At 44.5% G+C, this 13,260-nt stretch carries 12 protein-coding genes and 1 pseudogene; 2 read left to right on the top strand and 11 right to left on the bottom strand.

Going from position 1 to position 13,260, the window contains the following annotated elements; all coding sequences use genetic code 11:
* Positions 1-71: 71 nt before the first annotated feature.
* From ACKX2L_RS10600 to ACKX2L_RS10555, 10 genes are all read right to left on the bottom strand, one after another.
* Entirely contained in the window at positions 72-1,061 is a 990-nt protein-coding gene (locus tag ACKX2L_RS10600) for an SIR2 family NAD-dependent protein deacylase (RefSeq protein WP_497553254.1), read from the bottom strand.
* A complete protein-coding gene (locus ACKX2L_RS10595) occupies positions 1,042-1,836 on the bottom strand; it encodes a protein-ADP-ribose hydrolase (protein ID WP_497553253.1) in 795 nt (264 codons plus the stop codon). The genes ACKX2L_RS10600 and ACKX2L_RS10595 overlap by 20 nt, the downstream gene beginning before the upstream one ends.
* A 4-nt stretch (positions 1,837-1,840) precedes the next feature.
* Positions 1,841-1,993, bottom strand: a complete 153-nt coding sequence (locus ACKX2L_RS10590; RefSeq protein ID WP_497553261.1) for a 4Fe-4S binding protein — start codon at positions 1,991-1,993, stop codon at positions 1,841-1,843.
* A 59-nt stretch (positions 1,994-2,052) separates the two neighbouring features.
* Positions 2,053-2,493, bottom strand: a complete 441-nt coding sequence (locus tag ACKX2L_RS10585; RefSeq protein ID WP_497553252.1) for an Rrf2 family transcriptional regulator — start codon at positions 2,491-2,493, stop codon at positions 2,053-2,055.
* 57 nt (positions 2,494-2,550) lie between these two features.
* On the bottom strand, positions 2,551-3,324 hold the full coding sequence (locus tag ACKX2L_RS10580) for a nuclear transport factor 2 family protein (RefSeq protein ID WP_497553251.1): 774 nt from the start codon (positions 3,322-3,324) through the stop codon (positions 2,551-2,553).
* A 249-nt stretch (positions 3,325-3,573) separates the two neighbouring features.
* Complete coding sequence (locus ACKX2L_RS10575) at positions 3,574-4,044, bottom strand: flavodoxin family protein (protein WP_497553250.1); 471 nt, start codon at positions 4,042-4,044, stop codon at positions 3,574-3,576.
* Between the two features lie 767 nt (positions 4,045-4,811).
* A complete protein-coding gene (locus tag ACKX2L_RS10570; protein ID WP_497552018.1) occupies positions 4,812-5,807 on the bottom strand; it encodes a Fic family protein in 996 nt (331 codons plus the stop codon).
* A gap of 407 nt (positions 5,808-6,214) precedes the next feature.
* Positions 6,215-7,993, bottom strand: a complete 1,779-nt coding sequence (locus ACKX2L_RS10565) for a GmrSD restriction endonuclease domain-containing protein (RefSeq protein ID WP_497553249.1) — start codon at positions 7,991-7,993, stop codon at positions 6,215-6,217.
* A 128-nt stretch (positions 7,994-8,121) separates the two neighbouring features.
* Positions 8,122-8,310 carry a hypothetical protein gene (locus ACKX2L_RS10560; protein WP_497553248.1) on the bottom strand — a complete coding sequence of 63 codons (189 nt, stop codon included), beginning with the start codon at positions 8,308-8,310 and terminating at the stop codon, positions 8,122-8,124.
* 2 nt (positions 8,311-8,312) lie between these two features.
* Positions 8,313-8,642: a hypothetical protein gene (locus tag ACKX2L_RS10555; protein WP_497553247.1), complete on the bottom strand. Its 330-nt coding sequence runs from the start codon at positions 8,640-8,642 to the stop codon at positions 8,313-8,315.
* A gap of 44 nt (positions 8,643-8,686) precedes the next feature.
* Here ACKX2L_RS10555 and ACKX2L_RS10550 point away from each other — a divergent pair, with 44 nt between their 5' ends.
* Positions 8,687-9,079 (top strand): hypothetical protein, encoded by a 393-nt coding sequence (locus ACKX2L_RS10550; protein WP_497553246.1) that lies wholly within the window; start codon positions 8,687-8,689, stop codon positions 9,077-9,079.
* Between the two features lie 195 nt (positions 9,080-9,274).
* Positions 9,275-9,448, top strand: a pseudogene (locus ACKX2L_RS10545) (phage tail tape measure protein); the annotation flags it as partial.
* A gap of 590 nt (positions 9,449-10,038) precedes the next feature.
* Here ACKX2L_RS10545 and ACKX2L_RS10540 read toward each other — a convergent pair.
* Positions 10,039-13,185 carry a type I restriction endonuclease subunit R gene (locus tag ACKX2L_RS10540; RefSeq protein ID WP_497553245.1) on the bottom strand — a complete coding sequence of 1,049 codons (3,147 nt, stop codon included), beginning with the start codon at positions 13,183-13,185 and terminating at the stop codon, positions 10,039-10,041.
* Between the last annotated feature and the right edge of the window lie 75 nt (positions 13,186-13,260).

Below are 13,260 nucleotides of genomic sequence, written 5' to 3'. Positions count from 1 at the left end.
TATATTATGCAAAAAACGAGCTGATGCTGATGTCAGTTTTGGAGCCTGATTTTTCTTTTAAAGACCTGTTGTTATTTCATCTTCGCAAACACATCACCAATATCCCCATCGATGCAGATGCTCCTGTTTGAAATTTCGCCCGGACAAAACGCCTCGCCATAATTGATACAAGCATACACTGACTTTTCATTTGCCAGTGTCATTTGCCAGAAGGGATACTTCACAATGACAGGTGTATTGGCTCCCACGCCAAGCTCCAGATAAAGCACATGAAGGCTCTCATGTCTGCGCAGGAAATCCGCATATGCCGCAGACGCTCTATGCCACCCTCCATCTTCGACAAAGGAATCATCCGCACGAAGATTCATAGTAACATCAGACCCATCATCCGGACATTTCGGAATGAGTGATGCAGGAATCTTCATTTTCAGTTCATCACTTTCAGGAACCTGAAACAATCCATGCTCATCTCTTATGAACCCTTGTGCTTCCATTGCCTTCATGACCCATTCTTCATTATCATAGGTTTTCTGCATGGAGGAATTGACGCTCTGGAAAAGTCCATAGTCTCCTTGGGTGTAAAACAAACGCTTTTTATCAAAGCCTGCTCTCTGGAACTGGTGATCTACATTCGTTGTAACAACAAAATAATCCTTATCTTTCACAAGTGAGAGCAGTTCCTGATAGACAGGCTTCGGTGCATCCATATATCGGTTGAAATAGATATGCCTTGCCCACCATGCCCAGCGTGTTTCTTCATCGGGGAAAGGATAGAACCCTCCGGAATACATATCCCGAATGCCATACTTCCTTGCAAAGTCAAAGAAGTACCTTTCAAATCGTTCTCCGCTATAGGTCAGTCCGGCGGAAGTGGAAAGTCCGGCACCCGCTCCGATTACAATAGCATCTGCTGATTCGATTTCTTGCTTTAATCTGGCGATTCGTTCCTCCTCAGAGCCTGTTCCGAATGACATATTTCTACTGAAATACCGCACCGCACTGAGCCCCTTCTGAATGCTCTCCTGATAGCCGTTCGGCATTTCATCGTATAAGTTCTTCATAGTATTTTTTGTCCTCGTCCTTAAAAACATTAAAGATCACCCTTTCCATAGCACCCGGATGCTGCGAAAGCCAGCTGTCCACAGTGCTGACGGCAATCTCCGCCGCCCGCTTGTTCGGGAAATGAAATACTCCCGTAGAAATACAGCAAAATGCCACGCTTCTCAAATTATGATCAAGACACATATCCAGGGTGTTCAGGTAGCAATCCTCCAGATCCTTCTCAAGTTCCGGCGTCAGCTCATATTGCACAATCGGGCCTACGATATGAATGACCCTTTTCGCAGGAAGATTATAGGCATCCGTCAGCATCGGAACAGCCGTCGGCTGCTCATAATCTCTGCCGTATCTTTCCCGCAGCTGATTCATCTGCCTGCTGCACTCTTCTCGAAGCTGGACTCCAGCAAAGGTGTGAATGCAGTTGTCGATACAGGTATGCATTGGGACAAAGCAGCCCAGCATCTGGGAATTGGCTGCGTTCACGATGGCATCCACGGCAAGCCGCGTAATATCGCCCTGCCAGATAGAAAGCCCGCCCCGTATCACAGGAATGTCTGAAAGCTCAACGACACCGTTTTCACGGATGCGTTCTTTCAGGTAATCGTCCTGAACACGGAGGACAGATTCGTCCATCCTTCGCGGCATACGGATATTCATAAGTGACCGAAGAATGCGTCGTTTTCCTTCGGTGTCTTTAGGCGTTTTCAAATCTTCATATTGAACAGAATCTGTTTTAAATTTCTCTACGAGATAATCCAGCCGCTGATTCTGTGTCATTTTCTCAGTTCTCATGATGGTCTACACTCCGTTCCGGTCCGCGCAAAGCCGACGTCCACTGGACGTCGTGCGCCCTTCTTTCCACTGCACCGACAGGGCATTTCGTCATACAGTTTCCACAATGCAGGCAGTGTTCCTGCTCGATAACATAGGGAATACGATCTGCCTTAGAAAAGAAAAGGACTCCGAAGCAGTCTGCCCCGGAGTCCCGTTTTGTCAGGCTTCTTTTGCGAGAATATCCTGCAATCCCGTCCTTAAATCTGCTATGGTGTACTTTTTCATTTCATTTTCCATAGCATTTTGAATGTCCTTCAGCTTGTCATCCAAAAGAGCATGGATGTTTCGTCCTACGGGACACTGCGGACTCGGATTCTCATGGAAGCGGAACAAGTTTCCGCCTTCCACTGGCTCTATGGCCCGATATACGTCATAGAAGGATATATCCGACAGCGCTCTTGTTAGCGAGATTCCGCCGGTTCCTCTTGCTACTTTAATAAGCCCTGCTCTTTGCAGCTGTGTGAGTATTTTTCGAATGATAACCGGATTCGTTCCTATGCTCTCTGCGAGAAAATCACTCGTAACCTTATGTTCATCCTTAAATGTATCCACACAGGTGAAGATATGCAAAGCCACGGTAAATCTGCTTGATATCTGCATATAAAACACCTCCGGCTATCATTCTACATTACGTCTGCTGTAATTTCAACGGTTACATTAAAATTTACCGTTCTGATTCTGCCATGTTGATTTGTCAGAAATGGTTTCCATGACATCCCAATGCTCGATCACTTTGCCGTTCTCAATCCTCCACAGATCGTAGTAGGAAGTAGGAGCTCCGCCAAAAGCACCTTCGGAAACAGCCAGCACATAATTGCCCTGTGCAAGGATCTGATGAACCTTGTCATAGATCATCTGAATGCCCTGCTTACCAAGCGCTTCAAGCGCTGCACCGAGACCGGAAAGACCATCAGCAATTCCTGTGTTGTGCTGAATATAGGTGTCGCCGTCAAAGTATGAAGATGTCTTTTCAGGAGCCTTGCCCTGCATTACATCATGAAGGAAGTTCCTTATGATCTCACGGTTCTCCTCAGTCTTATCGAGGTCTTCAAGCGATTCGTAGCCGTCAACCTGTGTATGTCCGGACGGATTCGGAGCTGCCTTTGCCGCAAGATTGTCCCAATGCTCTGCAATCTTACCATCAGCATCGAAACGAAAGATGTCAAAGGCTACCTGCTCACCAGCTCCTGCAAAGTTGTAGATCGTCTGCAGGAATACCTTGTCTCCGTCCTCAAAAGCGCGGATGTTATTGACTGTGGTCTTTACAGGAGCAGATGCAAGGTAAGACACGCTTCCAACAAAAGCCTCAGCGCCCGTGCCATAAGCGAGGTTGTGCTGGATGTAGCTGGGAGCAAGAAGCTCCTTTGCCTTCTCTGTGTCTCCTGTTGCAAAAGTGTTAATGAGAGCCAGTGCCTTTTCTTTGTTTGTCATGGTAGTATCCTCCTTAAAATCTGTAATTGGTGTTTCTGATGTAACCTTCGTGGTTTCATCTGATGATATTAATATAGCACGTTGTGATGTAATGTCAATAGTTACATCAAAAAATTTCAAAAAAATTTCCGGACGCTTTTTGTGCATCCGGAATTAATATCTTATTCTGACATCTATCTCACAGCCATAACTCCCCGACATCCAACCTGGCAACGGGACATAGTGACATCTAACTTGGCAACGGAGCTCTCACACTTTTTGAGCCGGATTGCCTTTGGAGATGAAATTTGTCCATACGTGTTCTTCCTTTTCAGGCATGCCATACTCAGCCTTGCCAAGCGCTATACTCTTCATCAAAAATGTCATGTTCCTGGCAAGAACTCGCATATTGTAGAGTCCCTCCTTATCATAGGCAGCCTCACCCTTCTCCATACCATGTATACTGTTCCAGTATTCACTAGAAGCCACCGGCATACCCGATATAGTAAAATACTTATTCAACTCATCAAACGTAGCAGATAGACCCCCTCGTCTCGCCACTACGACCGAAGCACCTACCTTCATAGTCTTTTCAAAGTGTGTACTGTAGATATCCTGATTCCCGATGTTCAGGACTTCCACCTCCACACCTTCCTTCTCAAACACATTAACCATCTCGCCAAGAGCTATCGTTGTGTTGCCATTACGTCTGGGTGATGCATTTACAATTAGTACCTTCATAGTTGTTTTCCTCCTTCCAACAGTAAAAAGATTGAGTACTGATAATCCACCTATCATCAGTACTCAAGTATTTTGATCGACGGTTCCAGATATGTTCTTCCTTGGAAAGAGACCGATACGTGATGATCATCTATCCATTCAATGTGCAAACTGTCGTCCTGCTTTGCCAATGCATATCCTTCATCGTCTGGAAAAACAGCCTCTGTTTCTACGAGCTGATGCCGATCTAGATATTTAATATAAATTCTGCTGGTGGCGCTTCGAAAATCCTGGGTAGTTTTAGCTACAAGCTGAACACCAGATGCGGATTTGGGCTCTAGTGGTGTCACTGTTGGCGTGAATATCCAAATTAGGAAAATGACCAGGAGGAGAACAAACGATAAAATAGTTACGAGCTTAGTAACTGTTTTCTTACTGCATTGCAATTATCCTGACACCTCTTTTCTGTTTCGCATAAGTATATCACTTAATCACTTAATTTTATGTATTTCCAGTATCCTGGGGCGGTCGCGGCGGCAAACATCCCGGCGCTGGCTGGAAAAAACTCTGTCAAGGAGAAGCTCGGAGCAACGGCAAAACAATCCGCCGTCTATTACACGGTGAGCTGAACGGTGCCTGACACCATCGTAAAAAAATGTTGGCATTTTTCCAAGTTCTTCCAGTGCTAGGGCACAAACATTCGGCAACAACTGACTGTTTGTGATTTCCATCTGGTCGGTATCTTGGTCGCTATCTTAGTCGCTTATCTTGATCGGTGAGCGACTAAGTTATTTCTTTTTTCTGTATTTCTGATTCCGGCTGCTCGGCTTGTCAGGTATCGTCATCTCGATCAGTCCCTGATCAAGAGCCGGATTCAGATAATTTGTCCGGAAGGTCGGCCTGTGGGAAAGTCCCAGTCTATCCATGATTTCCGCAGCAGAGAGTTCTTCATCTCCCAGCGCATCCAAAAGTTTCTGCACAGACGGACTGAGCCTGTCTGTTCCATCCTTCTCTGCTTTTCCGACCACGGTTGTCTCTTTCAGCGTATCAAGGATTATCTCGAGCATCAATTCCACAAATGCGCTGCTGTCCGCTTCCATGTCCGATTTGCCAAGAGCCTCATAATACTCCTGCTGTCTGGAACGGATCAGTTCCTCGATCGGCAGCCAGTAGAACAGTTCATTCCATGTTCCAAGTAGGATGCTATGCCACATCCTGCCCATGCGTCCGTTCCCGTCCGCAAACGGATGTATAAACTCGAACTCATAATGGAAGATTGCACTACGAATCAGCGGATGGATCTCCGATGATCTGTACCAAGCGAAAAGTTCATCGATTTCTCCCGGCACAAGTCTGGCCGGAGGAGCCATGTGGACAACTACGTTACCATCGAATACTCCGACCCCTCCGGAGCGGAACTTTCCATTTTCAGGGATCAGTCCCTCCATCATCATCCTGTGTGCCTTCAGCAGGTCCTTCACAGAATATGGATTAAGGGACAGCATCATTTCGTAGGCGTCATAGGCGTTCTTCACCTCTCTGATCTCATTCGGATTTCCGAGAATGTGCCTGCCATCGACGATGGCCGTGACCTGTTCAAGGGAAAGCGAATTATGCTCTATGGCCAGCGACGAATGAATTGTTCGTATTCTGTTCTCTTTTCTCAGATGCGGATTCAGATTGCCGCGCGAAAGCACCCTGATCCGACCAATCTGCTCGCTTATCTCTGCGACCAAATTTGTTATCCTGTCCGTCATATGGAAAGGCGGTTTGTATTCACTCATGTAATATTGCACCTCTTTGTTCTTCGTTCTGCTGCAGGTTATTCATCATTAACGGTACCTGACACCATCGTTACGTTTTTTCATTAACGACAACTTAATTGCAATTAGGTTTTAAACTAGTCACAATTAGTTTCAAGTTAAGTGAACAATTTCTGCGAAAAGTTATGCACCACTACTATTATTAATTGCGACCTAGTTGTAACAAAGTCGCAAGTTAGTCGCAAGTTTTTAAACAGCAAACCACTTGGCAGCGCTTGTCTTCCCTTTGCAAACGACCTTTCCTTCTTTCCTAAGGTCGCGCATTAAGACTTGGATCTGATTACGACTAAGCCCCGGAATAACGGTGCCTGACACCATCGTATGCAGTCCGCGATTGAACGGTGCTCGTTATTGTTTACCAGTTGCGATTATTCAGAAAGTTTTATGTATGCCTTCCTAACGATCCCAGCCATTAGCCGTCTTCTCTTCTCAAGGAACTCCGGATAAGAAAGGTTCTCGAAATTCTCTGGAAGTGCATTCTCTTCGCAAGTCTTCTTATATCCATCTTCTCCCAACTTCTCACGATATCTTGCTACATATTCTGATGGCGGATCATCAGAAATATCGATGTTCGTACTGTAGTCCAGATATGTGAAGTTTGCAATCTGGTTCCGCTCACGGTCACTGGTATAGCCGATCTCAGTCAAATAGTGCTTCGGAAAAATATGATGCTTATCGATTGCTTTCTTATCGCCACTCGCTCCAGGAAGGAGTTTTGAAGTAAGTGTCGTCGTACTAAAGAGCATTGGCGTCCCTAACACATTCAGCGCAGCAATATACCCATACCAAGCCGGAGACTGTGCTGAAGCACTTGCAAGAGCAGCCGGCAGCGTTAAATTAAAGTAGTCGTCATTTAATCTCGTCTCGATCACACTCTTAAGATAGGCTACAAATTCATCTGCGGTCTTTACGCTTCTTAAATCAGCAAACTGCTTTTCTACTTCAGACTCAGTAGAGCCGGTGTAGAAAAGAGTGATCGTAGACATAAAGATCCACTGTTTGATAATATTCTGAAGTTCTAACGATGCAACTTTATAATCATACTTTCCAATAAGGTAAAGAACATAACAGAACACGACTGCATTCGAAGAAGCCACAATACTGCTATTTACATATCCTGCATCAGCAAAAAGTCCCATGAATGCATGCCAGTTGTTGAGATTCATCACCTTATCCAGTGCTTCCTTAAATTTGCTCAGATTAGTCTTCATCTCTTCCGCTGTGACTTTTCCGGTATCCAGATCTTTACCACGCATCAACATATAAGCATAGCGAAGACGAGCTCGTCTGAACCCAAGGCCGACCGCCATCCGTATTAGATGCGACGGATCCACTTTAAGGATGAAGTTATAAGATGTTTTATCATTAGGTATACGTGACTCAGCGCAGAATCTATCGATCTTATCATGTACTTCATTGTCATACACAGCAAGAAGAGTCTCAATAAAGTTCTTTTCTGTAAGCTTCTGACCGCCGGAATTCACACGGACAAAGATATCAGCTACATCCTCTTCCGATGCCTTACTGTTGATCCTAAGCGTAGGCAGGGTGTAGATCAGCAGATTGAGCAGATCATTCAAATTTGCCTCAATCAACTCTTCTTCATCATCAGTAAGAAGAGGTTTGCCATTTTTCTCACGACCTGCATTGCAATCTTTAATAAATTGCTTACGAAATCTTGATACCGTGTTGTCGTCATGAGCCTTAAATACTGAACTGATTTCGTTGATCCATTCAGGATTCTTCTCATAAGCCTCTGTCCAGACCGCGAACTCCCTGGTGAGCGGATTAAAGGAGATGCGGATAGATCGCTCTGCATAGTTCTTGTCTTTTACTTTAATACCGGAAATAGCCGCCAAGAGTGCAGTGAGCCTCTGCTGTCCGTCGATCACCAGATAATCCGGCTCTTTATAGGCTTTATCATTGGTCCCGATTTTATTTACTGTCTCATAATCTTCCGGTGATCTCCAGAGCATTATGTAACCTATCGGATATCCTTTAAGCATAGAATCAAGCAGATCACGCGCCTTACTATCTTTCCATACAAAGGGGCGTTGCAGATCCGGAAGCCCCACTTTTCCGTTTTTTACGTCCGAAAGAAGATCCCCGATCTTACTCTGAACGTCGTCGAATAGTTCTTTACCCATGTGTCATTCCTATCTTTTTTCGGATGAAATGTGCCTGTCACCAACGCCTTTCAAGAAACTTGGATTCATATTCACCATTTCTTCCTGCTCTAAATAACCAAATACTCATAAGAAAAACCACCTTTCACTTATACGATTATGGAAATCACCCCCAAAACTATTCCGATAGGAACAATCATAATAAGAAGAAAGCTTGTCAGGCATCCGCCTGTATGATTTGTACTTCCGTCTTTGTTACTACCTTCATGTATTTCATTTAGCATATACAGATCAAATAACTCGTCTTCTTCATCATCTCCATCGGTAAAAATACCCATGCTTAGTCCTCCAAATATCGAATCTTCTTTCCATGTGCCTTAGCATACTCAATCTCAGAGCGTGTGCTTTCTCCGATATAACCACCAACATTGATAACAAATATTTCATCAGACATATCGATTTTTCGCTTGTGCATATCATCCAGCATTTCCTTAGTCTTAGATAAAGTACCTTCATCCATACCATCCCAGACTTCCTCATCCCCTGAATGGCCGAAGAGGCCCACACTGATGACAATGTTGCCCTCCAGTGTAAGCCTCTTCTGTGCCATCATAAATTCATCTTTAAAACGTGTACTTCCACACAGTGTTATAACCGGATAATTACTCATAATACCTCCAATCTTGATAAGTATTCGATCAATTCCCCAAATTTGTGGAATTTGCCAAATCAGCAATCGAGAGTTATACTCAAATTTGTAATTCAATTCTTGAAAAGAATGATAAAAGCCAGACTGCCGTGATACAAGGGTATCAGACAATTCTTGATGCTCTTGCCAAACAATTGGAGAAACCAAATCTGACAGAAGAATCGCGTAAATTGATTACAGAAGATATGATATCTGTTGCAGATAAAATTGCAATGGCAGATGAGAGAAATAAGAAATTCTTTTTAGATGCGATAAGCAAAATTGGATTCTATATTGTAGGAGCCTTCTTAGTAGTAGGCGCCGCCATTGGAATAGATGCGCAATTCGGAAATACAACAGACCTTCCACAATCAGGGGATGAAGACCCTGATAATGATGATTTTAATAAAAGACTTTAAATATTATTGTGCAGAGTACTCAGTTTTTACAACTATCATAGTGCAATGTCATTCTATTTCATTATCCTAAGAATCATAAGGTCTATCTAAGATTGCTGGAATATTTAGAGATTATAGATCTGTTTTCTCACCGGAACACTACCCCATCGTGGTGCTCCGATTTTTTGATGCCACATTTCAGGAAGGAGGACAGCGATTGCTGACCGTATTAAAGGAATCACTGTAGAAATCGGCGGCAATACGGCTAAGCTGTCCGATGCCTTAAAGGGCGTAAACAAGTCGATACGTGAGACACAGGATCAGCTTCGGGATGTAAACAAGCTCTTAAAACTTGACCCCGGCAATGCCGATTTTCTCGTTCAGAAGCAGTAGTACCTTTCTGAAGCGATCTCCGATACAAAGTAGAAATTTAAGCAGGCGCATTCAGCGTATTTAATGGGATAAAGACAAATATCTCGAATGCATGGAGTACTGTAAAGGCCAATACTACTGCGGCATAGAGCGCGATAAAGTCAATCGTTGCCCAGCACAGAGGCGGCATCAAGGGTGTGATATTTCTGTACTCATATATTTCTACATAAAAAAAGTCCCAACCGTGGTCCGCAGTGCGTTTCCGCCTTATGCGTGGTGGGCTCTTTCAATTCCAATATAGCCAAAATGAAAAAATGTTCAATTGCTTTGCTAAAAATGGAGGGTTTTATGCTGAAGAATTTTCCAATATACTTTGATGATACTAAGCTCTTCTGTCCTGTGATCTTGACACTGATCCGGTGAAATCCCATTTCTCCCAAAGGGTTCTCCGGAATTGTTTTCACAGTTGTTGCTCTGTAGGACAACTCTTCGATGAAATGTGCCTGTCACCAACGTCTCACAGATGTCATTTCCGAATACACAATGACAAATTTATAAAATTAGTCAGACGCTGTCTGATCAATTATTCATTGGTTAGACGACCTCCATCAGCTCTTATTCTTTCCGTACTTTGCTGTTGGTTCTGCCACCTTATCCATATCATATGCTTCATTTGCATACTGATTAAGCCGCTCTGAATAAGCGCTGACACGCTCTCCCATGTCGTTGTTATCGGCCCAGAGCTCGCATTGTGTCATCACGGTCTGGACTGCATCATCCATACCTTCCGGCGGATATCTATGATGTTTCAGGAGACGCTTAATAAGCATCCGCATTTTGGCGCGGGCAGAATCCCTTTTCTGCCAGTCGATCGTTCTATTCTTGCGGAGCGTATCTGCCAATTCCTTTGTGATAGCAATCAGCTCTTCATTCTCATAGAAATCCTTTATGGCCTGCGGTTTGGTCAGCGCATCATAGAAGGCAAGCTCATCGGCTGTAAGTCCGAGTTTTTCTCCCTCTTTCTGCGCCGCCTGTATTTGCTTTGCAAGATTTAGCATCTCCTCAATTACCTGCTCATTTGTAAGCATTCCATTGAGATACTGGTTCATTGCTTTCTGCAAGATCTCACTAAATTTTTCTGATTTAACAACATTCGTGTGTTTGTACACAACCACCTGCTCAGCGATAAGCTTCTTAAGAAGCTCCACTGCAAGGTTTTTCTCTTTCATGTTTGCGATTTCCTGAAGGAAATTCGGATCAAAGAGTGAGAAATCGCTGTTGGCATCTTGGAAGAGGTTAATTACGCCATCGCTGTGAATGCTGGCCTTCAGGAGATTATTGATTCGCGCATTCATTTCCGGCAAAGAGATCTTCTTCCCTTCGCCTTGATTTACAAGACGATTTACCAAAACACGGACAGATTCAAAGAACGCAGCTTCAATCCGTTCGTCCTCTGCTGCAAGGGACGAACAGAGGGACAGAGCCTGCTTGAGCATAAGGGCTTCCTTGAGAAACGTATCTCGGTCATCTTCCTTACCCACAGCAACGATGAAGTTCACCGCACCACTGATAGCTCTCGAACGGGCGAGATTGCTGCCATGAATGAAGTCAGAATAGTCATAACCATAGAACAGATCCCGGCAAACGGACAGCTTCTCCTGGAACTTCGGATATGCGACCTTCGCCACATCGGTATCACCATAGTTCTTGCGGTCACGTGCCGTGTAATCGTTCATAGCCTCTTTGAGCGCCGATGCGATGCCAACGTAGTCGACGATCAAACCACCCTCTTTGTCTTTGAAGACACGATTGACACGGGCAATAGCCTGCATCAGGTTATAGCCTTTCATCGGCTTATAGATATACATGGTGGCAAGAGATGGCACATCAAAACCTGTCAGCCACATATCAACAACGATAGCAATTTTAAACGGACTGTCATTGTCCTTAAATTCTGCTGCCAGTTCATCCTTGTGGTGCTTGTTCCCAATAATCTTTGCCCACTCCTCCGGGTCCTTGTTTGAGCTGGTCATTACGACCTTAACCTTGTCCGTCCATGCGGGGCGTAATTCAAGGATTCTCTTATAGATTTTCATTGCAATCGGGCGAGAATAGGCGACGATCATAGCCTTACCGGTCAACAGATTCTCACGATAATTCTCGTAGTGATCAAGAATATCATTCACAAGGGATTCGATAGTCTTGTCGTTCCCAAGGATGGCTTCCATCTGGCCGAGTTCTTTTTTGCTTCTCTCAATGACATCAGGATCGGCGTTCTCCGCCATAATGTCATATTCTTTATCAATCAGAGCAAGCGTGTTTTGGTCGAGCTTTAACTTGATAACACGGCTCTCATAATAGACTGGCCTTGTTGCACCGTCTTCCACAGCCTGAGTCATATCGTAAATATCGATATAATCGCCGAACACTTCGCGTGTATTTCTGTCTTTAAGTGCGATCGGTGTCCCAGTGAATCCGATGTAGGTTGCATGTGGCAGACTATTCCGGATGACACGCGCTGTGCCGACTTTGATCTCACCTGTCTTAGAATCGATCTTTTCCTTTAATCCGTACTGCCCGCGGTGTGCCTCGTCGGCCATGACGATGATGTTATGACGCTCAGACAGCGGCTCATGGGATTCCTCAAACTTCTGCATCGTGGTGAAGATGATACCGTTAGCCTGTCTGCCATCGAGAAGTTCCTTCAGGTTCTGTCGGCTCTGCGCATGAATTGGAACCTGTCGGAGAAAATCCTTGCACTTAGTAAACTGTCCATACAGCTGATCATCCAGGTCGTTACGGTCAGTAATGACTACAATCGTCGGGGAATCCAGCGCATCCTGCAAAAGATGTGCATAAAAGACCATAGACAGAGACTTCCCGCTGCCTTGCGTATGCCAGAACACACCACCTCTGCCGTCTGTCGCCATGCCTTTCTTCGTAGATTCAATAGCCTTACGAACAGCAAAGTATTGATGGTATCCGGCAAGGATCTTGAACTGCTTCAATCCTTCATTGGAGAAGCAGATGAAATTCTTGATGATATCAAGCAGTCGTTCTTTCTGGAACATACCTTCAAAGAACGTATCAAATTGTGCGTACTGTGTATTTTCGTAGCTACCATCCTTCGTCTTCCATTCCATGAACCGATCTTCGCCTGAAGTGATCGTGCCTGCTTTGCTCGTCAGGTGGTCGCTCATCACGCAAATGCAGTTATAGATGAACATAGATGGAATCTCATGCATGTAGTTTCGGATCTGAGTATAGGCTTCCGATGCGTCTGTCTCCTCGCGCGAAGGACTCTTCAACTCCATCAACACGACAGGCAGTCCATTCAAAAAAAGGAGTACATCCGGGCGCTTATTGCTGTTTTCAATAAAAGTCCACTGGTTGGCAATAACGAAGGAGTTGTTGTCAGGATTCTTATAGTCAACCAGATAAACCAGTCCAGAGCGTTCTTCGCTTCCGACAAGATAGCGCACTTCAACACCGTGCTGAATGTAGTCCATAAATACCGCATTCTGCTGAACCAGATCAGCATTATCGAAATTCTTCAGTTTAAACAGTGCTTCATGAATTGCTCTTTCCGGCATTTCAGGATTGATGCGGTGAATTGCGTCATTCAGCTCTTCTTCATAGAGCGGATCCTTATAATCTCGTTGAATATCCGGACCATATACATGGCGCCATCCCATGTTTTCGAACAGCTCTATGATCGTATTTTCATAGTCCGCTTCGCTGTAACTATCTGACATAAAATCACCCCTTCATATGATGTCTTTAAACTCAAGAAGAACTTCCACACTTCAGTAATAGTATTTTTTATCAGG

This window comes from Porcibacter vitabionis (assembly GCF_046263795.1).
In the GTDB taxonomy this organism is placed as follows: Bacteria; Bacillota; Clostridia; order Lachnospirales; family Lachnospiraceae; genus Lachnocurva.
Note: the sequence above shows the minus strand (reverse complement) of the source record. Positions and strands in the feature narration are given on the sequence as shown.

Excerpts from the sequence above, each read along its gene's own strand:
- ACKX2L_RS10600 (WP_497553254.1), bottom strand. The coding sequence starts at position 1,061 with ATGAAGAACTTATACGATGAAATGCCGAACGGCTATCAGGAGAGCATT.
- ACKX2L_RS10595 (WP_497553253.1), bottom strand. The coding sequence starts at position 1,836 with ATGACACAGAATCAGCGGCTGGATTATCTCGTAGAGAAATTTAAAACA.
- ACKX2L_RS10585 (WP_497553252.1), bottom strand. The coding sequence starts at position 2,493 with ATGCAGATATCAAGCAGATTTACCGTGGCTTTGCATATCTTCACCTGT.
- ACKX2L_RS10580 (WP_497553251.1), bottom strand. The coding sequence starts at position 3,324 with ATGACAAACAAAGAAAAGGCACTGGCTCTCATTAACACTTTTGCAACA.
- ACKX2L_RS10575 (WP_497553250.1), bottom strand. The coding sequence starts at position 4,044 with ATGAAGGTACTAATTGTAAATGCATCACCCAGACGTAATGGCAACACA.
- ACKX2L_RS10570 (WP_497552018.1), bottom strand. The coding sequence starts at position 5,807 with ATGAGTGAATACAAACCGCCTTTCCATATGACGGACAGGATAACAAAT.
- ACKX2L_RS10565 (WP_497553249.1), bottom strand. The coding sequence starts at position 7,993 with ATGGGTAAAGAACTATTCGACGACGTTCAGAGTAAGATCGGGGATCTT.
- ACKX2L_RS10560 (WP_497553248.1), bottom strand. The coding sequence starts at position 8,310 with ATGGGTATTTTTACCGATGGAGATGATGAAGAAGACGAGTTATTTGAT.
- ACKX2L_RS10555 (WP_497553247.1), bottom strand. The coding sequence starts at position 8,642 with ATGAGTAATTATCCGGTTATAACACTGTGTGGAAGTACACGTTTTAAA.
- ACKX2L_RS10540 (WP_497553245.1), bottom strand. The coding sequence starts at position 13,185 with ATGTCAGATAGTTACAGCGAAGCGGACTATGAAAATACGATCATAGAG.